Below are 21,605 nucleotides of genomic sequence, written 5' to 3' on the forward strand. Positions count from 1 at the left end.
GCATCTTTAGGCGTGTCACTGCCCACCGCTGCCGACAGCGTCAAATCCAGACTTCCCGACGCGCCCGACGCAAAGTTCGTCGCTGCGCCGGACGATGGCGTCTTGCCTGAAGGCTTCTTTTCGACCACCAACCTTCCGACGTATGTCAGAGTCAACGGAGAGTGGGTGATGCCCCTCGAGCCGCGAATGGACTCCGCTCTGGTTCTCGAGACCGACGGCCGCGTATGGGTGAAGGAAGGCCGGCGCGTTGTCCGCGGCGCGATGGTGGCCGTTGGAGGCAAGGAGGACGGCACCGAGGGAATCTACGTCGATTCCGCCCTGGCATCCGACGAGGAAGTCGACGAGTTCAAGTTCATGACGAGCGAAGTGTCTCGCGAGAAGCCTATCGACTATTCGCTGATGGCTCGCATCCTCATCCGTGAGCGGGACCGCGGCGGCTACATCATCTGGGTCACAGGCCCTGCGCTCGTCCACGCGCGGGCGCGGACGGACATGGTGTGGTTCGTAAAGAACGGATTCGTCGGCGCCCTGTTGGCCGGAAACGCGGTCGCCGTGCATGACATCGAGGCATCGATTTTCGGAACCACACTCGGCATGACGAACACTGGTGTGGCGACGCCCGGCGGTCACGGCCTGCACATGCGGGCGATCAACAAGGTCCGCGCGGCGGGATCCATCGCCGAGGCGGTACGGCAGGGAATCGTGAATGACGGAATCATGCACGCGCTCGTGACGTCAGACATTCCTTTTGTGCTCACCGGATCGATCAGGGATGACGGGCCGCTGCCGGAGGTGATCACGGATACGCTGGCCGCGCAGGACGCGATGAAGCGACACACCACGAAGGCGACCATGGCGATCCTTGTCGCGACAGCGCTTCACGCGATCGCCACCGGAAACATGCTCCCGGCATTCGTAACCGAGCCCGGCGGCACGCTCCGCGAGCTGACGACGATCTGCGTCGACTCGTCGGAGTTCGTAGTGAGCAAGCTCAAGGATCGCGGGACTCACCAGGCGTTCGGCGTAGTGACGAACGCGCAGGATTTCATGCACATTCTCCGCATCTACGTAGAGCGCGAGCTCAGCGGGGTTGCCACAGTATGATCGATACGACCGAACGCTTCCTGAAGGAGATCGGCGACCGAATCGGCGCCGCGCTCGTCGAAGAAGTCCGTCTCTTCCCACCAATCCGGCAGGGCGGAACGGAGAGCGCGGTCGCGATCGTCGCGACGTCGGCGTACCCTGATCCGTGGCACACCGTCTACAGCGCGTCCTACCGACACACGCTCAAGGGAATGGATCGCGGAAAGTGGGAAGTGGAGGTCACCGCCGAAGCCGACGCGCCTCTCGTAACGCTCGAGGAAGTCGTTCGCGGCGTGATGAAGAGAGCAGGGGAGCAGTTCGAGCCGGAGCGCATCACTGCCGGTGAGTTCCGGACGATTGTGGGCTACCCGCCGCAGCGTACTTGAGCATCACAACGCGGTGGATGTCTCTCGCATCCTCGATTACCTCGTCCGGGTCGAGCAGTCCCTCCGGCGTGACCAGGAAAGGGTAAACCTGATCTCCACCGGCTGAGCCATGCGCTCCCACCTGGTCGTCGAAGGAGACTATCTCTGTTCCATCGAATTCTCCGAACACGACTATGTCGCCGCAGTTCGGTTGCAGCACGAGTGACTCGATAGCTCTCAGCTCGTGCGGCTCCGTTGCATAGTGCTCGAGAGGGTTGCTGCCGGCGACCACACTCGCGCCGGCATTTCGGATCAACGCCTGCCCTGCCTGTGACGCCGCATGCACACCTTCGACTGACCTCGTCAGAACCAGGCCAATTCCCGGGTGAGCCACGAGGCCGTCGTAAAGTGCGCGCAGTCGCGGATTCCCGACGATTGCCTCGCGCGATAGCTGCTCTGACTCCGCGGCGAAGTAGAGCAGCGCGAGGCACGAGCTGTAGGTCACGACGACTTCGTGACGCGCATCCACGAGGTACTTCTCGGGAAGGATGATCTCGCGAAGTCCGTATCTGCTCCGGACCCAGTCGCGCAGCCGACCGAGCGCGCGCCGAACGGAGAGCATTGTTGGCGGAGTCGCCTGGGCGACAGTCTCCACCACGTTTGCACTCAGGGTCGCGTACTCGCTCTGCTCGGAATGGCTGATGAGCGCTTCCTCATCGAGCATCCGCTGCACTGTCGCACCGAGCGACTCGCCATACTCTACCCGGTAGCTCCGCGCCGGAGTCATTCCGTGGTCCGAGAGAATCACGAGGTCGTAACCGCGTCCACCGGCAACGCGCGCCATCCGCCAGATCTCGGAGATGCGCGAGTCCGTGCGCCGGAGGTCCGCGAGAGCCGGACGGCTCGAAGGCCCGAAATGATGCGCGAGCTCGTCGTACTGCATGAACGTGCTGTAGATCACGGGAACGCCGAGGTAGACATCGAGCAGAATTGCCATCGTCTGAAACTCCCGCACGACGACGTTGGTGATGATCCTGATCAGAGGGAAAATGCCTTCCGAGTGCGTGACTCTTCCGGTCAGCTCCCCCCACGCGCGCTCCCACTCCTCGCGAAACCATTCGACGACGCTTTCCGCTCCCATGCGCAGAAGTCGAAGAGGATGCAGCAGAATGAGCAGCGCCATTCGCGAGCCGCCAAGGCGCTGATAGACGGACATCTTCTCTCGCGTCGCGACGGTGAACGCCACCGTCTGCGCGTCGCCGTCGAGAAGATTGACGTAGCTCGAGCCGCCGGCCAGAGCGCCTGGTGTGGAGATTCCGTCGCGAATATATTGAACGCCTTCCGGAGCGTTGCACGTGATGAGCCTGCGAGCAGCCTTGTCGTAGAACCGGAAGGCGGGAATCCTGTCGTTCTCACCGTGGAAGATTCCCGCCTGACAGTACGGTGTGGCGGAAGGCAGTCCGCAGAACCATCGGCGAAGAACGAACTTCTGATCGGCGAGCAGTTTCCCGATAGTCGGGCAATAACCCTGCTCCAGCGCGCGGCGGAGGTCCGTGAACGCGAGCGCATCCACCTGAAGCATGATGAGGCCGCGGCGATTGTCGCGCGGGCGGCGCTCGCGGGCGAACGCGCGGTATTTCAGCGCGTAGTACCGTCGCAGAAAAGGACCGGCGCGGGGATACGCGCGGCGATCCGTCACGTCATTCGGTCGGCGATGGCGCGCAGGATATCGCGAACCGGCACCGGTTTCACGAGCACGTCGTCGCACCCGGCGGCAATGCATCGCTGGTGCGTCCCGGCGTCATCGTATCCGGTCATCGCGAGTTTTACCGCGGGCCGGACGTCGCGAGAGCTCAGCTCCTCGATGACCCACAGACCGTCGGCGTCGGGTAGTGTCAGATCGAGCAGCAGAACGTGCGGCGGGGAGTGCGTGCCCGCCTCGACGGCCTCGAGTGCCGTACCCGCGACTGTCACGTCGTATCCGTTCGACTCCAGGAGAATTCGCAGTGCGCTCGAGATGAGCACGCTGTCCTCTACGACGAGGACGCGAATCGGCACTACTCAGGTGCCTTGGCGCAGGGCAGCGTAAAGAAAAACCGGCTTCCCAACCCGAGCTCGCTCTCGACCCAGATGCGGCCGCCGTGCAGCTCGACGTACCGGCGGGCGATCGTAAGACCGAGGCCGGTGCCGTGATGCACGCGCGACGCGGTGGAATCCACCTGGGCGAACTCCCGGAAGATGAGCTCGTGGTGGTCGGGGGCGATTCCCCGTCCGGTGTCGCCCACCTCGACGCGAATGGTCGCGGATGTGGCGGGTGCATCCTCGAGACCAGCCATCACCCAGACTTTGCCGCCCGGTGCTGTGAACTCGAACGCATTTCCGAGCAGGTTCATCAGAACATGCATGATCTTGTCGCGGTCGCCGTTCACCTCCGGCAAGTCGTCAGGGACGCAGCATTCGAGCGTCAGCTGCTTCTTAGCGACCAGCGATTCGTTGAGCGACGTCACCTGCTCCACGATTGCCTGAAGCGGAAAGGATGTGGCTGTGACGGCAAGCGCCTCGCTCGTTCCCTTCGCGTAGAGCAGAATCTCGGCGATCATGTCGAGCAGCTGCCTGCCGCCGGTGATTATCGTGTGCACGCTCTCGCGCTGCTTGCCGTTGATTTCTCCGAGAAGCCCGTCGCGCAGTATCTCGGCGTGCGTGATTATCGCCGTTAGCGGCGTTCGGAGATCATGTGCGATGTTCGACAGGAACTGCGTCTTGAGAGAGTCACGCTCGCGCAGGTCCGCGATGATTCTGGCGGCGTCCGCAAGCTGGTCGGACAGCGCGCGGATATCTGCGTCGTCCGACTCTTCTCCGGTGGCGCCGCCGCGCGTATCTCCGCTCGTGCCGCTCACGAAGCGGCCGTCAGCGGTCATTCGTTCCGGCGCCTGAAGTACTTCCTCCCGTCGACTCGATCGATTCCACCAGCTGCTGCCTCCTGAGAAGTGACCAGTACCGCCCCTCGCTCATCATCAGCTCCTCGTGGCGACCTTCCTCCACGATTCGGCCGCGGTCGAGGACGATGATTTTCGTCGCATGGCGGATGCTGCTCGCGCGATGCGACGAGATGACCGCTGTGCGCCCCCCGAGCGCAACCCTGAGCTCACGCAGGATGTCGGCTTCCGTATGCATATCCACCGCACTCAGAGCATCGTCGAGAAGCACGATTGACGGCTTTCGCGCGAGCGCACGCGCGAGCGACGCTCGCTGCTTCTGGCCCCCCGACAGATTGATTCCTCTCTCGCCGAGCATCGTCTCGTATCCCCCCGGAAATGACTCGATGGTGGAATCCAGCTGGGCCGCCTGCGCGGCCCATCTCACCGACTCGGCGCTCTGAGTGCCGTAGCCGAGATTTGCGGATATCGTGTCGCTGAACAGCACGCTCTCCTGCTGGACGAACCCAATCTCACGACGCAGCTCGTCGAGCGGAACGTCGCGAACTGGTACACCATCGATGAGAATTTGCCCCTCCTGCGGATCATAAATTCGAGGGATGAGATCCATCAGGGCGCTCTTCCCGCTTCCCGTCGCGCCGACGATACCAAGCGTCGCGCCGGCGGGCACCACAAAGCTGAGATTGCGAAGAATCCAGCGCGGCTCCCGACTCGTTTCGGCAGGGTAGTGAAATCCGACGTCGCGAAACTCGATGGAGCGGCCCGCCGTTGCGGGCACCAGGCTCACCGGCCGCGGCGGCGGTGCGTCGAGAAGCGACTTCGCATCGAGGATCTGGCCGAGGCGCGCCATTGACGCTCCTCCGCGCTGGAAAAGATTGATCACCCAGCCGAGCGCGATGAGCGGCCACGTGAGCAAGCCGAGGTAGATCCCGAACGCGACGAACGACCCCACCGAAATCGAACCCCGGATGACGAGGAGCCCACCCAGTCCCATCACCACAACCGCGCCAAGACCGGCGAGCAGCCCGAACAATGGAGTCATCGTTCCGTAGAGCCTGACGAGGGACATGTTTCGCGCGAGGTACTCGTCGTTGAGCGCACCGAAACGCTCTATCTCCGCGGCTTCCTGGCGATAGGCACGGACAATCCGCGCGCCGGTGAGGTTCTCCTGAGCGTGGGTCGTGAGCGTGGAGAAATGCTCCTGCACCGCATCGAAGCGCGTATGGATTGCGCTGCCCATACGCACAGTGATTATGGGCAGAACGATCATCGGCAGGAGCGCGAGGCCCGTCAGCATCGGGTCGATGCGAAGCATGAACACCAGCGCGAACAACCCGCTTGCAACGGTGTTGACGAGATACATGATCGCGGGTCCAGCCGCCATGCGAACGGCGCCAAGGTCATTCGTCAGGCGCGCCATGATGTCGCCGGTGCGCGTGCGCGCGTAGTACGACGCGTCGAGAGATTCGAGGTGTGTGAACAGGTCGTTCCGCAGGTCGTACTCGATGCGGCGGCTAACCCCGTTCATCAGATGTCGCATTCCGTATCGCATGGTGCCTGCAACGAGCGCCGTCGCAACGATTCCCGCGGCAACCTGCCACGCCACCGTTTGATCCGCTCCCTTGCTCATCGCGTCGATCCCAGCCCGCAGCAGCCATGGAATTACGCTCATTATGGCCGTTGAGACGACCACAAGGAGAAGGCCGGCAATTATCTGCCACCGGTACGGGCGGAAGAACGGAATCAGGCGTCGTAATTCTTTCATAGATGGCACACCGATTGCCCGTTTGTGGGGTCTAAAGACTTGAGATTCAAGGGCTTCGGCAGTGCACATAAATATGGAGGCAGAGATGTCAAGAACAATTGCCAGATGGACCGCGCCGCTCGCGTTCGCGATCGCGGTTGGCATGATCGCTTGCGGTGATGACAAGCCGGACACGCTGGCGGAGGACACGAGTCTGAGTCGTGATCTTCAGATGGCGAACGCGGATACTTCGGTGCAGCCTGCGCTGCAGGACGTGCCGGCGGGCACGTCGGTGACGCCCACGCCTGTGGCGCCGACACCCGCTCCGCGAACCAGAGCGCCCGCCCGCAAAACGAGCGGTGCAGTGGTGCGCACTCCTGCGCGCGTAACGCCGACGCCGGCGCCTGCTCCGACTACGGCAACAACGTCGAGTGGCAACACGGTGACGCGCACGTCAGGAGGATCGGAGCGCGCAGTCGGCTCGATCGCTGCTGGCTCGACGCTGAGCATGACGTCGAACTCACGCATTTGCACCAACACGAATCGGGTTGGCCAGCGGTTCAACGCTACGGTGTCAGAGACGGTAACGGGATCGAACGGCGCGCGCATTCCAGCGGGTGCGACGGCGAGCATCGAGATCACCGAGCTCAAGCGCAGCGAGAACGCGAATGACAACGTCGTGATGGGGTTCCGCGTCATATCGGTTTCGTTTGGCGGCAGGACCTACCCGGTCGACGCGACCACACAGTACGCGCGCGTTGAGAAGGTAAGAAACCAGCCGAGGGACAAGGACGTGCAGAAGGTCGTGGGTGGCGCCGCAGTCGGCGCGATCATCGGCCAGGTACTCGGCAAGAGCACCAAATCCACGGTGATCGGCGCGGCGACAGGTGCAGCGGCAGGAACAGCTGCCGCCGTTGCGACCGCAAACTTCGAAGGGTGCGTGCCCGATGGAGGCCGTATAACGGTATCCCTCGACGCGCCCATGCAGGTTCAAGCCTAGCGCCTCAGGATTGCGAGCGACTACGATCGCTAAGCCCGGCGGAGAGTTCCTTCTTCGCCGGGCTTTCTTTACGCTAGATCCTTTCGCCCGGGAGGTGCGGCTGGTGTCATTAGCTGCCGAGGGAGGAACATCGACGACTCCCAAGGCGCACTGACCTGGAATCCGCTTGATGAAAACGCGATGTCTCGGCAATTCCCAGGAGTTGCCGACGATCGACGACTCAGTATCCGACTGCTGCTCCCGCTGACCGCGGATCGTCCATGCCGACGTAGCCGCCGCGCACGCGCATGATCGCCGTCACCTTCGCCTCCGCGATTCCCTGCCTGGCGAGGGCGTATCCCATCTGGCCCAGCTTTTCCATCGTCGCGGGGTCGAGCCCGTCCGGCTCGTACTTCAGCGTATCGGGAAGCGCCTGATGATGAATCCTCGGCGCTCTCAAGGCATCGGACAGCGTCATTCGGTTGTCGATGACATTCAGAATCACCTGCGCGGTGCTGGTGATGATCCGCGGACCTCCGCGCGCGCCGAGCACGAGAAGTACATCTCCGCGTGGGTCGAGGACGATCGTCGGCGACATCGCGCTCAGCATGCGCTTGCCAGGCGCGATCGCGTTGTTCTCCCCCTGCACCAAACCGAACTGGTTGGGTTTGCCGGGCTGGGACGTGAAGTCATCCATCACGTTGTTCATGAAAAACCCGGCGCCACGAATCAGCACTCCTGAGCCGTAAGTGCTGTTGATCGTTGTAGTCGTAGCAACTGCGTTCCCATGAGCATCGACAACAGAATAATGCGTTGTCTCCGTGCCCTCGCCCGCATGCATGGGCAGCGTGGCGGTGGGAGTGTGCCGGTCGGGCGAGATCGTCTTGTGCAGCTCGAGCGCGTATTCCTTGCTCGTCAGCTGTGCGATTGGGACCGTTGCAAACGCCGGGTCCCCGAGCTTTGCGTTTCGGTCGATGAACGCTCGCTGAAACGCCGAGGCAACCAGATGGAAGTACCGCGCTGTTCCGAACTGGGACAGCGAGGCGAAGGGCTCGAGGATGTTCAGGGACTCGCTGAGTGTAACCCCGCCTGAGGATGAGGGCGGCATCGATATCAGCGTGTATCCCCGATACGTCGTCCGGAGCGGCTCACGCCAGACGGGCTGGTACTGTTCCAGGTCCCGGACGGTGATGATGCCGCAGGCGCGAGATGCGCGGTGCCGTCCAGCAAGAGCAGGTGGACAGTCCCGCTGCAATTCGCTCGCGATCAGTTGCGCCACCCGTCCGCGGTAGAATCCCGCCGCGCCCTCGCGTGCAATGATCCGCAGAGTCCCGGCCAGATCGCGCTGAACGAGTCGTGCTCCAACCGCCGGCGGCATTCCCCCTGGGGAAAAAAGCTCATTGCCGGCAAACTGCCGAATCAGCGTTTGCTTGTTTGCGACCGATGCAGCCAGAGCGCTGTCGACGACGATGCCGTCCGCCGCCATGCGGATTGCGGGTGCCATCACTTTGTCGAGCGACATCGTACCATATCGTGCGAGCGCGGCGGTGAGCCCGGCGACCGAGCCCGGCACGCCCGACGCCGCCCGTCCGACGACGCCCGCTCTCGTCAACGTGCCAGTGGAATCCATGTACATGTCGCGCGATGCGGCTGCCGGTGCGACCTCGCGATAATCGATGGCCGCCGTTCTTCCGTCGGCCAGCCGGATCACCATGTAACCGCCTCCTCCGATGTTACCCGCCTCCGGGAGTGATACGGTCAGCGCGAAACCGACTGCAACGGCAGCATCAACTGCGTTTCCGCCAGCGCGCAGAATTTCAACCCCTGCCTCACTGGCGAGACGGCTGTTGCTCGCCACCATCGCGTGCTCGGCGAATGTCGCGTCCTGACCGGGAGGATAACGCCACGCGGCCGGAAAAACGGCGGCAACGCGAGGAGGAACAGTATCGGGTGCATCGTTCGCCGTTTGAACGGCGGGAGCGCACGCGCCTGCTACAAGTGCCAGGAAGAGAGGGCGAGCACAGTTCACGAGCTTCTCCAATTCGATTTCCGACTAACCAACTCTGACTGCGAACAAAATGTAGGCAATTTTCTGATCCGGAGCCCGCAGTGCCGTGTCGCAGTGCGCAGTTTAGTCCGCAGTTCGCAGTTTAGTCCGCAGTTCGTAGTGTGGTACCGCAGTCCGCAGTGTAGTACCGCAGTCCGCAGCGCAGTACCGCAATCCGCAGCCCTCTACCGTCGACGCCCGCGAGTCCCGAATCCCATCCTGAAATTGAGCCGCGTACTGCGCTGTGTGAGCGTGTTGCTCTGACTGTTGGACAGGCCGGTACGCTCGTGAAGCACAAGCCCGTAGTCCTGAACTATGTTCACCTGCATCGTCGGATTGAACGTGTAGCCGAAGCCGTACCCGAACGTGAAGAACGGATCGATGTTTGTCCCCGTTGGCTCCAGTTCGGCATTGTCCGAGTCCCCCCGCAGGTTGCTGTACATCGTGGCCCCCGCCGAGACCTCCAGAACCTGGTGCAGACCCTGTGATCCTCCGGCATGAAATGACGCACCGAGCGATGTGAGATCCAGATGCGCGTCGCAGCGATTGCAGCTCGGGCCGGAGTAGACAAAAGGAACGTCGACATAAGTCAGCACAGCGCCGAGCGAGAACTGATTTTGTAATGCCTTCTCGAGCGCCGCGCGATACTGCCACGTCGTTCCTTCTCCAAAATCCCACGTGCTGTTGCTGGCTCCGTCGCTGATTCCGTTCGCGCCGTACAGCCCGATGCCCACGCTTCCCCACATCGATGGCTGGGTGACAATCGGCGCGCGCCGACGGACCTGCGCATCCGCCGGCTGTGCGGCAGCGACAAGGAGAGCGATCAGAATGTATTTGTTCACATGTACTCCGAGTTCTTGCGGCTCGCTCGAAGCGGCCGGTAAGTTAGGTTGTGATTCACCCCGCAAGACCGGACCGGGATGACTGATCCAAGGGTCACCGAGCGTCGCAATCCGCGGACCGCTTCGATCGATCTCGCCACTCCACTGGAGATCGTGGATGTCATAAACGCGGAAGACCGCATGGTTCCCGACGCCGTAAACACGCAGCGTGAGCAGATAGCCGCTGCAATTACGCTCGCGGAAGACGCATTCAGAAAAGGTGGACGGCTCTTCTACATCGGCGCCGGAACATCCGGTCGCCTTGGCGTGCTCGATGCGAGTGAATGTCCACCAACTTTCGGAACGGATCCGGAAATGGTCCAGGGAATTATCGCCGGCGGCACTCCGGCGCTCACTCGCTCACAGGAAGGCGCCGAAGACGTGGCCGAAAATGGCGCAAAGGAGATGGATGATCACGGCGTCACGACGCACGATCTCGTGATCGGTATTGCTGCTTCAGGAACCACACCGTACGTCCACTCCGGAATCCGGCGCGCGCGCGAGCTCGGCGCGAAGACGGCGATTATCTCGTGCTCCCGACCGCCACTCGATGTTGTCGAAGATGTCGACGTAGCGATTCTTCCCATCGTTGGCCCCGAGGTCGTGACCGGCTCGACGCGAATGAAAGCGGGTACCGCGACGAAGCTCATTCTCAACATGATCACCACCGGCGCGATGATCCGCCTCGGGAAGACCTACGGAAATCTGATGGTCGATCTGAAGGCGACGAACAACAAGCTGAAGGATCGAAGCGAGCGCATCGTCGTCGAGGTCTGCGGTGTGTCCCGCGCTGAAGCACGAGAGCTGCTGGAGGCGGCGAACAAGAGCGTGAAGACAGCGATCGTAATGCAGAAACTGCGTGTATCTCGGGAAGAAGCCGAAGCCGCGCTGGCACGCGCCGGCGGCGTCATTCGGCGCGCGATACCCGATGCGCCTCCCCCGGTAACCGAATGACTCAGCCGAGAGCCGAGCAGGACAAGTCCGCAGAGCTCACAGAGCCCCGGACAAGGCGATCCGTTCAGCCCGAACGCGGAATGCTCATGGTCGGCCTCATGTCGGGAACATCGCTCGACGGAGTCGCCGCCGCAGTTGTGCGCTTCACCGATCGCGACGGAGGCGTTGACGCAGAGCTGGTCGGCTTCACACAGCATGCTTATTCAAGGGAACAGCATGATCGGCTCGCGCGTGCTCTGGTCGAGGGAACTCCGGCCGAGTATTGCCGGCTGGGCTTCGATCTTGGCGAGTGGCTCGCGAATGCGGCCGCCGCGGCCATCAGCGAAGCTGGTGTCGGGCGCAGCGAAGTCGCAGCAGTTGCATCGCACGGACAGTCCATCTGGCATGAGCCGGGACATTCAACCTGGCAGCTCGGAGAGGCGGCCGTGATTGCCGAAAGGCTCGGCGTTCCGGTTGTCAGCGACTTTCGCGTGAGGGATGTCGCTGCCGGTGGGCAGGGAGCGCCGCTGGTACCGATCGCCGACGCGATGATTTTTTCTTCGCCAACGATCTGGCGCGGGCTGCAGAACATCGGCGGAATTGGAAACGTGACAGTTGTTCCGCCGGGCGGTGAATTGAGCGGAGTCCGCGCGTTCGATACCGGACCAGGCGCTGGAGTGATCGACAAAACGACTCGCGCGCTCCGCTCCGACCTGCCATACGATATAGACGGAAAGCTTGCCGCGGCGGGGACGCCGGTCACCGAAGTCGTTGACGAGCTGCTCACACACGCCTACTTCGCCGCGGAACCGCCAAAATCCACCGGCCCCGAGCTCTTCAGCCCGAGCTACGTCGCCGAGCTGATTCGCCTGTGCCGCGAGAAGCGCACCGGATGCACCGATGAAGACATCGTCGCGACTGCCGTCGACCTGACGGCGCGGAGCATCGCGGATTCCTATCGCCGCTTCATCGCCGAGCCGATCTCGGAGGTGGTGTTCTCGGGCGGCGGCGCCAGGAACCCGACTCTCGTGAAGCGAATCTCCGAAGCAATCTCCCCGCTCGAAGCCCGATTATTCGACGATGTCTTCTTCGACGGGGAAGCAAAGGAGGCCGTGGCCTTTGCATTGCTAGGCTATTTGCACCTGAAGGGCAGACCCGGCAACGTTCGGTCCGCCACCGGAGCAAGGGGGCCCCGGATACTGGGCAAGCTCACGCCACCTTAAGACTGCGCGACGGCTAAACGCATTTACCGGAGCAGCCAAATGAGTCCACAGCAATCACGTAACCCCCTCCAGGTCTTTGGCCGTCCCAAGATGGCCGTGCTGCTCTTCCTTGGATTCTCCTCCGGCCTTCCGCTCTACCTCACGAAAACAACGCTTCAGGCGTGGATGACCACCGCCGGAGTGAGTCTCACGGCGATTGGCGTGTTCAGCCTCCTCAATGCGCCCTATTCACTGAAGTTCGTGTGGGCGCCGGTCCTCGACCGGTACGTTCCGCCCTTCCTCGGGAGGCGGCGCGGATGGATGCTCATCACGCAGGTCCTTCTGCTGAGCGCTATCGCCTTCATGTCCTTTCACGATCCGAAGGTCGGGTTGATGGCCCTCGGAATCAACGCCCTTGTCATCGCATTTCTCAGCGCGTCGCAGGACATCACCATCGATGCCTACCGAACGGACATTCTCACGAAGGACGAGCTTGGGCCCGGCACATCGGTCTACGTGCTCGGCTACCGAATCGCACTCATTCTGACAGGGTGGCTGGCGTTCGTGCTCGCCGATCGGCTGTCGTGGCCGACAACCTACGTCATCATGTCGACGCTGATGATCGTCGGCATCATCACGACCTTCCGCGCTCCGGAGCCGGTCCTCAAGGATCCGCGTCCGGCCAGCCTGACCGAGGCTGTGGTCCTTCCGTTCAAGGAGTTCTTCCAGCGCTCCGGTTTTGTGGCAGGTCTCGTCGCACTGCTGTTCATCGTTTTCTACAAGCTGCCGGACAGTTTGACGGACAACATGAAGACTTCGTTCCTGCTCCAGGCTGGCTTCTCGCAGACGGAAATCGGGACGGTGCTCGGATTCGCCGGAATCATTGCGACCATCACGGGCGGCCTGCTCGCGGGTGCCGTCATCGTGCGACTCGGGGTGAACAAGTCGCTGTGGGTGTTCGCGGTCTTTCAGGCTCTGAGCAATGTCGCCTATTACATCCTCGCGCTCGCTGGGAAAAGCTATGCCTTGATGGTCATGGCGGTGGTCACCGAGAACTTCGGGCTCGGCTTGGTGAGCGCGGGACTGCTCGCGTTCATGATGAGCGTGTGCAACCGACGGTTTTCTGCGACGCAGTTCGCGTTGTTATCGAGCCTGATGGCGGCGAGTCGCGACATTCTCGTCGCACCGGCGGGCAGAATCGCTGAGCTGACGGGGTGGCCCGGGTTCTTCCTCTTCACGGTGGCTTCGGCAGCACCCGCTCTGTTGCTGCTGCCGATAGTGGCGCCGTGGGGGCGAGATATGCCCCGATTTGCCGCGGAGCGCGAAGGTGATTCTGCGGATGAGTCCGATCCAGACGAGGTCGCCAGCCTGGAGGCGAACGCTACGGATCAGTCGGACGGCGTGGGCCCCGGGGGTCAGCCGCGAAAACGTTAAACCGCATCCGGGCCGGGCCGCCTCTGGTGCGGCCCGACGCAGCCGCTCAGGCGGCCGGCTTCTCGGGAGGGTCTGGCTTATCAGTCGTGAACCGCGCCGCGACGACAGTGACGTTGTCCGGTGCGCCGGTTTCGAGGGCTCTTTGGACGAGGAGCGTGCAGAGGCTGTCGAGACTCTCGTTGTCGGTTGCCATCTTCGCGATCTCGCTCGACGTGAGCTGGTTCGAAAGCCCATCGCTGCAGAGAACCACCACATCTCCATCCTGCATGCGGTCTCGCGTCAGCTCGGGTACGACGGCTTCCTCCGGCCCGAGCGCCTGGAGAATGATGTTGCGGTGCTCGCTCTTCTCGGCTTGTTCCTGCGACATCTTGCCGGCATCGACCATTCGCTGAACGAGCGACTGATCCTTCGTCATCTGCTTGGCCGATCCGTCTCTCACGATGTACGCCCGGCTGTCACCAACCTGGGCGAAGTAGATCATCCCGTTGACAGTCAGGGCGAGCGTCGCCGTCGTGCCCATTCCGTGGTGCGACCGGTCCTGAACGGCATGAGCATGAATGGCGCGATTCGCCGAAAAGAGCGCCTGCTGCAGGGCATCCGCGACGATGACAGTCCCGCGAAGCCCGCCGCGATGCCATCGGTCGCGAAGGTATTCGTATGCGATCGTCGTCGCCATCGAGCTCGCGATCTCCCCAGACGCAGCTCCTCCAACCCCATCCGCGACCATCAGAACGGCGGGAACGGCGTCCACCTTGAGAATCGGTGAGTCGTTTTCGCTCACGCTCTTGCCGGAGACGAGGTCACCGAAAAGGAATGAATCCTCATTGTGCTCCCGGATTAGTCCAACGTCGGTTCGGCCCGACACTTCGAGCGTTCCATCGGGAAGCGCGGGAAATTCCGCGGTAAACGGCTCGACTGCCTTCATGCGATAAAACGCACGCCTGACCCGGGGGCAGGGGCGTCACAGGATGTTGTGGGGGTCGCAAGGGCGGGGCACGGCATCCGCGAGAATATAGGTTAGACGACGCGGGCGCGCCTAGATACAAAAAAACGACAAATGTCCACCGAACAGCTCTGGTACCGACCATGCAATCAGGTTATGACGAGACGGCAGAGGCTTGTGATGACTACCAGTAGATCGTTCCGCGTGATTTTCGCCGCTGCGGTTTCGGCCGGCGTCGCGGCGTGTTCGCCCCGGACTCCGGCGGTGGCGACCCCAACGCCCGTGCCAACAGCGCCGGTGGTCACCACACCGGCTCCTCTCCCGCCGGCGAACGCGGCTCTGCCGCCCGTACCGCGCGCGTCGGGGCCGCTGGAAATCAAGGTGGTCTATCCCACTGCGGGTCAGCTCATACAGTCGAAGGACTCGAACTTCATATTTGGATCGGTGGGGAATGGCGACGCCGCGTTGACTATCAATGGCGTCCTGACGCCCGTTTGGCCGAACGGGGCGTTCATGGGATGGTTGGCCAACCCTCCAGCGAGCGCTCCTCAGTATGAGCTCGTCGCGGCGACGCCGACGGACACGGCCAGGCTCACGCATCCCATCAAGGTTCTGCCACCCGCTTCTCCCGCTCCCGTGCCGCCCCCTACGGCCGATACTGTAGATGCCGCGCAGCGAATCACGCCGGGACAATACGCTACGCTGATTGGCCAGGCGACAGTCGCAAACGATACCGACCGCGTCGTCACCGGATATGCCCCGGTCGACAATCTCGATAGGTGGTTCCTGCTCCCGGGGACAGCGGTGCGGGTGGACTCCGTCAAAGGGAATTACGCTTTCGTCCACCTCGATAGTCAGCGAGTTGTGCGGATCGAGAAGCCCGAGATCAACCTGACAACCCCTGTCCCCACCCCTCCGTCACTCACAGCGCAGCCATTTACTGTAACCCCCGCGCAGGAATGGGTCGACGTTGCCATCCCCGTAAGCGGAACGCCGCCGTATCTCATTGACGTAGGCAACAATTCACTGACGGTGACGTTCTATGGTACAGCGGGCACGACTCAGCCGGCGGTAAATCTTGCGGCGTCGAGCTATGTGAGCTCGGTTGCTTCGGCTGTAGCAAAGCCCGAGATGCGTTATACGGTTTCAATGCGCGGGCCAGTATTCGGCTTTCAGCGCTTGTGGCAGAATGGCGTGTTTACGCTTCGTGTTCGCCGTCCTCCTCCAGTCGATTCCACTGCTCCGTTGCGAGGCCTCACGATCGCGGTCGATCCGGGGCATCCGCCGGCGGGCTCGAGAGGACCGACCGGGTTCTGGGAGCCCGAAGCGACTCTGCCAATCGGGTTCAAGGTTCGTGATCTCCTGCAGGCGCGTGGCGTGAACGTGCTGATGACGCGAACGACGCCGGAAGCGGTGGATCTGAATCTTCGGCCAACGATGGCCCGGCGGGCGAATGCGCACGCACTCGTATCGATTCATCTCAACGCGGTTCCGGACGGGATGAATCCCTTCGTTGCGCAGGGGACGACGACTTACCATTTCTGGAAGCACTCGGAGCCTTTGGCAAGCGCGATGCACCAGGCGCTCCTCCAGCAGCTCGGCTTGCCCGACAAGGCGGTTAAGCGTGCTAATTTCGCTCTCGTGCGAGCGACGTGGATGCCGGCGGTCCTTGCCGAGGGCGCGTTCATGATCATGCCCGACCAGGAAGCGGCGATACGTGCGCCCGAGTACCAGGAGCGGTACGCGCGGGCGATCGTCGAAGGATTGGAGCGTTACTTCCGATCGCTGGGTCAGGCGTCTCGTTGAGCTCAGCCGGCATCGGCGCATCGCCGCGTCTGCGCAAGGCGGCAGCGATCGCCGGTGCAGCCGCGCTGATACTCGCCACGCTCGTTCCACTCGAGCCACTCAGGGGACAGCTCGTTCCGAATGACGAGTGGAAGACAATACAGACGCAGCATTTCCGCGTGCATTTCACGCCACCGCTCGAGCAGCTTGCCCGTCACTCGGCCGCGACCGCCGAGCGGGCGTATCTGCTTTTGTCGCGCGAGCTCGTTCCGCCACGTGGAAAAATCGATCTCGTCGTCGCGGACAACGTCGATTTTACGAACGGGTACGCAACGCCGTTTCCGTCGAACCGGATTGTGGTCTACGCGCACCCGCCGGTGGACGAGATCGCGCTTCGCTACAACGCGGACTGGACGGAGCTCGTCATCACGCACGAGCTGACGCACATCTTCCACCTCGACCGCACCAGGGGAATCTGGAAACTCGGGCGTTTCCTCTTCGGACGGCATCCTGCGTTTTTTCCCAACGCCTACATGCCGGCATGGATCACCGAAGGCCTGGCCGTCTACTACGAATCGAGGATCACCGGAACAGGGCGACTCGAGGGGTCGACTCACTACATGGTCGCGCGAGCCGCTGCTGAAGCCGGTTCGCTTCCGCGGCTTGGCGAGCTCTCCTCGGAGACGTCGCGGTTTCCACGGGGTGAGGTTGTGTACGCATACGGCGGATTCATCTTCGACCATCTATCGCGTACTCGCGGAGAGAAGACAATCCGCGATTTCGTCGAGCTGACGAGCGGGTCGATATTCCCGCTCACGCTGAACGGCAAATCGCGGAAAGCGTTCGGTGTGAGCTTCGAGCGCGCATGGAGGCAGTGGGGGGACTCTCTCCTCAGAACGGCTCAGCGTGGCACTGTTCCACTCGCCGGCTGGCGCGAGCTCACGTCGGAAGGGTGGATCGTATCGGCACCGCGCTGGGTGAGCGAGACAACACTGTTGTACGGCGCCGCGACGGGACGCGAAGTGGCTCACGCGTACATGCTCGGCCTCGACGGCATTCAAAGGAAGATCGGACGACGGAACGCACCGGCCGTGAACGTTCCACTTCCGAACGGCGACGTGCTTTTCAGTCAACCCGATCTCATCGACGCATACCGGCTGCGCAACGATCTCTACGTACAGCGGGGTGGTGAGGAGATCAGGCTAACGCACGGCGCGCGTCTCTCCGCGCCCGACGCCCGTCGCGATGGAGCGATCGTCGCAGTGCAACAGGTACCGGGATCTACGCGCCTCGTGCGAGTGGCGGCCGATGGCAAACGCATCGTGCCTATCACGTCGGGCGCACTGGACGTGCAATGGGCGGATCCACGCTGGTCTCCGGATGGCGCGCGCATCGCGGCCGTGCGCATCCCGCGCGGGAACAGGCCGGAGATTGTCATCCTCGACACTCTCGGCACTGAGCGGTTCTCCCGGCAGTTTCAGAACGCGGTTGCCGCATCCCCTAGCTGGTCGCGTGACGGGACAAAGCTCTACATCTCATCGGATCATTCGGGGACAATGCAGGTGTACGCGCTGGACGTCGCACTGTCGCCGGGGACTTTGACCCGGCTTAGCAACGCTGTGACCGGATTGTTCGGCCCCGAGCAATCTCCGGATACCGAGCGGTTGGCAGCGGTGCTCTATCAGACGGACGGATATCATCTCGGGATCGCACCGGTCCCCCGCGCGCCGGTCGTCGCGAATGAATCAGCCGTGCGCGGGGCGAGAGCGCTGTGCACTGAATGTCGGCTTCCGGACGCGGTCTTGCAAATCCCGCTCAGGCCGGAGTCAGGCACCGCAAGGAGCTATTCGCCATGGCGCTCCTTGCTCCCTACATACTGGGAGCCTTTGATCGAGAGCTCGACTGGTTTTGGGACGCGGCTTGGAGGAGCGACCACCGGCACTGACCTTGTCGGGCGGCATTCATATCTCGCGCAGGCGACCTTCAACACGAAGTATCGCGAGACCGAAGGGTTCGGCTTCTATCGGTACTCCGGGTTTGGCCAGCCGTTGCTCGACTTTACCGCGGAGCAGGCGTGGGACCACTCTTCGATTGTGAATTCCGCCGAAGCAATTGTTGGCGATCTCGCGCAGCGCTCGCGGATTTTTTCCGCGCGGGCCACGGTCACGCGGCCGCGCGCGCGCAATTTCGGCTCGGTCACGATAGGAGGAGATGTCGAGACGCGCGATTACACCAGCGACCCGGACACACTGCTCGCAAAGCTCCCACCGCTTTACGCGCAGACAATCCGCTACCCGTCGGTTTTCGGAGTCGCCGCGTGGTCGAACACGCGGCGTCCTCCGCTCTCCATCTCCCGCGAGGATGGAGTGTCAGTTTCGGTCTCGGCTCGCCAGCGCTGGAGGAATTCCCCCGAGAATCTCCCGTCAGAAAATGCAGGTGTTGCAGGCTCGCGCAGCTGGAGCCGCAGCGTGGTCGGTGTGACAGCCGCGTACAAATCGCTCGACCTTCCTGGCTTCGCCCACCACGTGATCGCCGTGCGCGGGGCAGCAGGATATGCGGACAGCCGTGCTATCTCGGGCTTTTCCGCCGGCGGTCTCAGCGGAACGACGATCGAGGTGATCGCCGGAGTCGGGCTTGGCAACGAGCGCCGCACGTTCGGAGTGCGCGGATTTCCGCCGTCCGCGGAGCGCGGGATCAGAGCGTTCGCGGGATCGCTCGAGTATAGAGCGCCCATTGCCGCACCGTCGCGACATGTGCGATTCATCCCGCTGCTGTTCGACCGATTCTCAGCGACGGCGTTTGCCGATGCGGGACGGGCGTACTGTCCGGGCGCCGTGGTCCAGGCGGTGACGGTGTGCAGTGATCCGGGTGCCGCGAATCCCTGGCTTGCATCTGCCGGCGCAGAGCTCAACCTCGATGCGGCAATCTACTATGATGTCCCTGCGAGAATCCGGCTGGGTGTTGCAGCGCCAGTAGCGAGTCGCGAATACGGTCGGGCGAAATCGATGAGTCTATACCTCACGTTCGGATCGTCGTTCTAACCCATTTGAATGGGGTCCCATATATCCGACCGTAGTCGCCAGCAATTTCCTGAAGAAAAAGCTTGACAAAAATTCAATGTCACACACGTGAAACCGAACAAGTTTTCCACCTTCCGAGGAGAATCGAGCGCGGGAAATCTTCGGGCCCGCTGCATTCGTGATGTGGATACCGTAAGTGCTTGGTGTGTATTATCTTACATTAGCACTGGCGTGGAAACACGAACTCGGGTAAACTGCTTCCCCCACGCCGGTCTGTCCCGTAAAAATACAGTAACGTTTCAGCCCGTGATCCTTTCTTGACAATCGCTACCAGCCGCGGAGAGTTGTATTAAATGCCAACGCCTGCCACCCCCGCCCCGGGACCCGCTCAGCTCAATCAGAACGCGCGGACCGTCATCGAAAAGCGCTACCTCATCAAGGACTCGACGGGCATGCCCACCGAACAGCCCGAAGACATGTTCTGGAGAGTGGCGACGACGGTGGCCGAGGCGGACAGACGTTACGGCGCCGGTGAGCCTGGGGTCTCGCAGCTCGCGCGCGATTTCTACGCGCTGATGACGGAGCGTCGCTTCGAGCCGAACTCTCCGACGCTCATGAACGCCGGCCGGCCACTTGGACAGCTCTCCGCGTGCTTCGTCCTGCCTATCGAGGATTCTCTCTCGAACGGACAGAATGGCATTTACGATACGCTTCGGGCGATGGCTCTGATTCATCAGTCAGGCGGCGGCACCGGCTTCAGCTTTTCGCGTTTGCGCGGTACGGGATCGATGGTGCGCTCCACCACGGGTGTCGCCTCCGGACCCGTTTCATTCATGAAGCTGTATGACGCTTCCACCGACGCCGTGAAGCAGGGCGGAACGCGGCGCGGCGCGAACATGGGGATTCTTCGAGTCGATCACCCCGACATCATGGACTTCATCACCTGCAAGGAAGACCTGTCGCAGGCGACGAACTTCAATATCTCCGTTGCAGTCACGATGAAGTTCATGGATGCGGTCAGAGCCGGCACTTCCTATGACCTGATCGATCCATCGACTGGGAAGGCGGTTGGCCAGCTCGACGCGCAGCACGTGTGGGGAAAGATGATCGAGGATGCGTGGCGCACCGGCGAGCCCGGGTGCTTCTTCATCGACGAAGCGAACCGCTACAATCCGGTGCCGCACGTCGGGAGCTATGAGGCAACCAACCCCTGCGGCGAGCAGCCGCTGCTGCCGTACGACGTCTGCAACCTCGGCTCCATCAATCTCGGCGCGTTCGTCCGGGACGGCGCCATCGACTGGGATTCGCTTCGCCGGGTGATCCATCTCTCGACCCATTTTCTGGAGAACGTGATCGACGCGAACCAGTATCCGCTGTCCGAGATCACCGACCTGGCGCAGCGGATCCGGCGCATCGGGCTCGGCGTCATGGGCCTGGCCGATGTGTTCGTCAAGCTCGGCGTGGCGTACGATTCGGATGAAGGAGTGGCGCTGGGGCGCCGGATTCAGCAGTTCGTGGATGAGGAAGGCAAGGTCGAATCGGAGCGGCTGGCCGCGGAGCGGGGAGTGTTCCCTGAGTGGGAGCGTAGCATCTGGGGGCCCGATGAAACCGCGGCCCGCGATGCCAACGGTGAGCGGATCCGGCCCATGCGGCGTCTCCGCAACTGCAACGTGACCACGGTGGCGCCGACCGGCACCATCTCGATCATCGCCGGCTGCAGCTCCGGCATCGAGCCGCTCTTCGCCGTGGCGTTCATGCGGAACCAGGCCGGCGCGCTGATGCCGGACGTAAATGAGGACTTCGTCGCCATCGCCAAGGCGGAGGGCTGGTACTCCGACGAGCTGATGCTGAAGATCGCGGCGACCGGGCACATCGACTTTCCGGAGGTGCCGGCGAAGTGGCAGCGGGTCTTCGTCACCGCCAACGCCATCAAACCCGAGTGGCACATCCGGATGCAGGCAGCGTTTCAGGAGTACAACGACAGCGCCATCTCGAAGACCTGCAACTTCGCGCAGGACGCCACCGAGGAATACGTCGAGGAGATCTATCGGCTGGCGTATCGGCTGAACTGCAAGGGCGTGACCGTGTACCGGGACGGCAGCCGGGAGATGCAGGTCTTGTCGACCGGCTCGACCGCGAAGAAGGTGACGGAGCAGCACGGGAAAGACGGGAAGGGCGGGAAGGAAGGGAAGGGCAGGCTCGATCGTGCGCAGGCGGAGGTTCTCTCCGATCTCAAAGGCACCATCGCTGAGC

General features: G+C 62.5%; 16 protein-coding genes. 9 read left to right on the forward strand and 7 right to left on the reverse strand.

Annotated features, from left to right (window positions below):
- The first annotated feature begins 12 nt into the window (after positions 1-12).
- Both VES88_11175 and VES88_11180 read left to right on the forward strand, forming a co-directional pair.
- Positions 13-1,104, forward strand: a complete 1,092-nt coding sequence (locus VES88_11175) for a hypothetical protein (protein ID HYN82055.1) — start codon at positions 13-15, stop codon at positions 1,102-1,104.
- Positions 1,101-1,469: a hypothetical protein gene (locus tag VES88_11180; protein ID HYN82056.1), complete on the forward strand. Its 369-nt coding sequence runs from the start codon at positions 1,101-1,103 to the stop codon at positions 1,467-1,469. The genes VES88_11175 and VES88_11180 overlap by 4 nt, the downstream gene beginning before the upstream one ends.
- Here VES88_11180 and VES88_11185 read toward each other — a convergent pair.
- The 4 genes from VES88_11185 to VES88_11200 are packed head-to-tail and all read right to left on the reverse strand — an operon-like array spanning position 1,417 to position 6,149.
- Complete coding sequence (locus VES88_11185) at positions 1,417-3,147, reverse strand: alkaline phosphatase family protein (protein ID HYN82057.1); 1,731 nt, start codon at positions 3,145-3,147, stop codon at positions 1,417-1,419. The genes VES88_11180 and VES88_11185 overlap by 53 nt on opposite strands.
- On the reverse strand, positions 3,144-3,506 hold the full coding sequence (locus tag VES88_11190) for a response regulator (protein HYN82058.1): 363 nt from the start codon (positions 3,504-3,506) through the stop codon (positions 3,144-3,146). The genes VES88_11185 and VES88_11190 overlap by 4 nt, the downstream gene beginning before the upstream one ends.
- Positions 3,506-4,366: a HAMP domain-containing sensor histidine kinase gene (locus VES88_11195; GenBank protein ID HYN82059.1), complete on the reverse strand. Its 861-nt coding sequence runs from the start codon at positions 4,364-4,366 to the stop codon at positions 3,506-3,508. The genes VES88_11190 and VES88_11195 overlap by 1 nt, the downstream gene beginning before the upstream one ends.
- Complete coding sequence (locus tag VES88_11200; GenBank protein HYN82060.1) at positions 4,356-6,149, reverse strand: ABC transporter ATP-binding protein; 1,794 nt, start codon at positions 6,147-6,149, stop codon at positions 4,356-4,358. The genes VES88_11195 and VES88_11200 overlap by 11 nt, the downstream gene beginning before the upstream one ends.
- Positions 6,150-6,234: 85 nt before the next feature.
- Here VES88_11200 and VES88_11205 point away from each other — a divergent pair, with 85 nt between their 5' ends.
- A complete protein-coding gene (locus VES88_11205; protein ID HYN82061.1) occupies positions 6,235-7,128 on the forward strand; it encodes a hypothetical protein in 894 nt (297 codons plus the stop codon).
- A gap of 220 nt (positions 7,129-7,348) precedes the next feature.
- Here the strand turns inward: VES88_11205 and ggt are convergent, their stop codons facing one another.
- Both ggt and VES88_11215 read right to left on the reverse strand, forming a co-directional pair.
- Entirely contained in the window at positions 7,349-9,136 is a 1,788-nt protein-coding gene (gene ggt, locus VES88_11210; GenBank protein ID HYN82062.1) for a gamma-glutamyltransferase, read from the reverse strand.
- Between the two features lie 203 nt (positions 9,137-9,339).
- The gene (locus VES88_11215; protein ID HYN82063.1) at positions 9,340-9,996 is read right to left on the reverse strand and encodes a hypothetical protein; all 657 of its coding nucleotides are present in this window, start codon (positions 9,994-9,996) and stop codon (positions 9,340-9,342) included.
- Between the two features lie 78 nt (positions 9,997-10,074).
- Here VES88_11215 and murQ point away from each other — a divergent pair, with 78 nt between their 5' ends.
- From murQ to VES88_11230, 3 genes are read left to right on the forward strand one after another with little or no spacing between them, the layout of a single operon-like run.
- The gene (murQ, locus tag VES88_11220; protein HYN82064.1) at positions 10,075-10,989 is read left to right on the forward strand and encodes an N-acetylmuramic acid 6-phosphate etherase; all 915 of its coding nucleotides are present in this window, start codon (positions 10,075-10,077) and stop codon (positions 10,987-10,989) included.
- Positions 10,986-12,191, forward strand: a complete 1,206-nt coding sequence (locus tag VES88_11225; protein HYN82065.1) for an anhydro-N-acetylmuramic acid kinase — start codon at positions 10,986-10,988, stop codon at positions 12,189-12,191. Before murQ ends, VES88_11225 begins: the two co-directional genes overlap by 4 nt.
- A gap of 39 nt (positions 12,192-12,230) precedes the next feature.
- Entirely contained in the window at positions 12,231-13,604 is a 1,374-nt protein-coding gene (locus VES88_11230) for an AmpG family muropeptide MFS transporter (GenBank protein HYN82066.1), read from the forward strand.
- A gap of 46 nt (positions 13,605-13,650) precedes the next feature.
- Here the strand turns inward: VES88_11230 and VES88_11235 are convergent, their stop codons facing one another.
- Positions 13,651-14,529, reverse strand: coding sequence for a protein phosphatase 2C domain-containing protein (locus tag VES88_11235; protein HYN82067.1), 879 nt, complete (start codon positions 14,527-14,529; stop codon positions 13,651-13,653).
- Positions 14,530-14,727: 198 nt separating this feature from the next.
- Here VES88_11235 and VES88_11240 point away from each other — a divergent pair, with 198 nt between their 5' ends.
- The 3 genes from VES88_11240 to VES88_11250 all read left to right on the forward strand — a co-directional run.
- Complete coding sequence (locus VES88_11240; protein ID HYN82068.1) at positions 14,728-16,353, forward strand: N-acetylmuramoyl-L-alanine amidase; 1,626 nt, start codon at positions 14,728-14,730, stop codon at positions 16,351-16,353.
- The gene (locus tag VES88_11245; GenBank protein ID HYN82069.1) at positions 16,350-19,373 is read left to right on the forward strand and encodes a hypothetical protein; all 3,024 of its coding nucleotides are present in this window, start codon (positions 16,350-16,352) and stop codon (positions 19,371-19,373) included. The genes VES88_11240 and VES88_11245 overlap by 4 nt, the downstream gene beginning before the upstream one ends.
- 332 nt (positions 19,374-19,705) lie before the next feature.
- A partial coding sequence (locus VES88_11250; GenBank protein HYN82070.1) for an adenosylcobalamin-dependent ribonucleoside-diphosphate reductase occupies positions 19,706-21,605 on the forward strand: 1,900 nt, incomplete at its 3' end.

Source organism: Gemmatimonadaceae bacterium (genome assembly GCA_035633115.1).
Lineage (GTDB): Bacteria > Gemmatimonadota > Gemmatimonadetes > Gemmatimonadales > Gemmatimonadaceae > UBA4720.

Bases quoted from the DNA above. Each gene is read 5' to 3' on its own strand.
- VES88_11180 (HYN82056.1), top strand. From the start codon at position 1,101: ATGATCGATACGACCGAACGCTTCCTGAAGGAGATCGGCGACCGAATC.
- VES88_11195 (HYN82059.1), bottom strand. From the start codon at position 4,366: ATGACCGCTGACGGCCGCTTCGTGAGCGGCACGAGCGGAGATACGCGC.
- VES88_11200 (HYN82060.1), bottom strand. From the start codon at position 6,149: ATGAAAGAATTACGACGCCTGATTCCGTTCTTCCGCCCGTACCGGTGG.
- VES88_11205 (HYN82061.1), top strand. From the start codon at position 6,235: ATGTCAAGAACAATTGCCAGATGGACCGCGCCGCTCGCGTTCGCGATC.
- murQ (HYN82064.1), top strand. From the start codon at position 10,075: ATGACTGATCCAAGGGTCACCGAGCGTCGCAATCCGCGGACCGCTTCG.
- VES88_11225 (HYN82065.1), top strand. From the start codon at position 10,986: ATGACTCAGCCGAGAGCCGAGCAGGACAAGTCCGCAGAGCTCACAGAG.
- VES88_11230 (HYN82066.1), top strand. From the start codon at position 12,231: ATGAGTCCACAGCAATCACGTAACCCCCTCCAGGTCTTTGGCCGTCCC.
- VES88_11235 (HYN82067.1), bottom strand. From the start codon at position 14,529: ATGAAGGCAGTCGAGCCGTTTACCGCGGAATTTCCCGCGCTTCCCGAT.
- VES88_11240 (HYN82068.1), top strand. From the start codon at position 14,728: ATGACTACCAGTAGATCGTTCCGCGTGATTTTCGCCGCTGCGGTTTCG.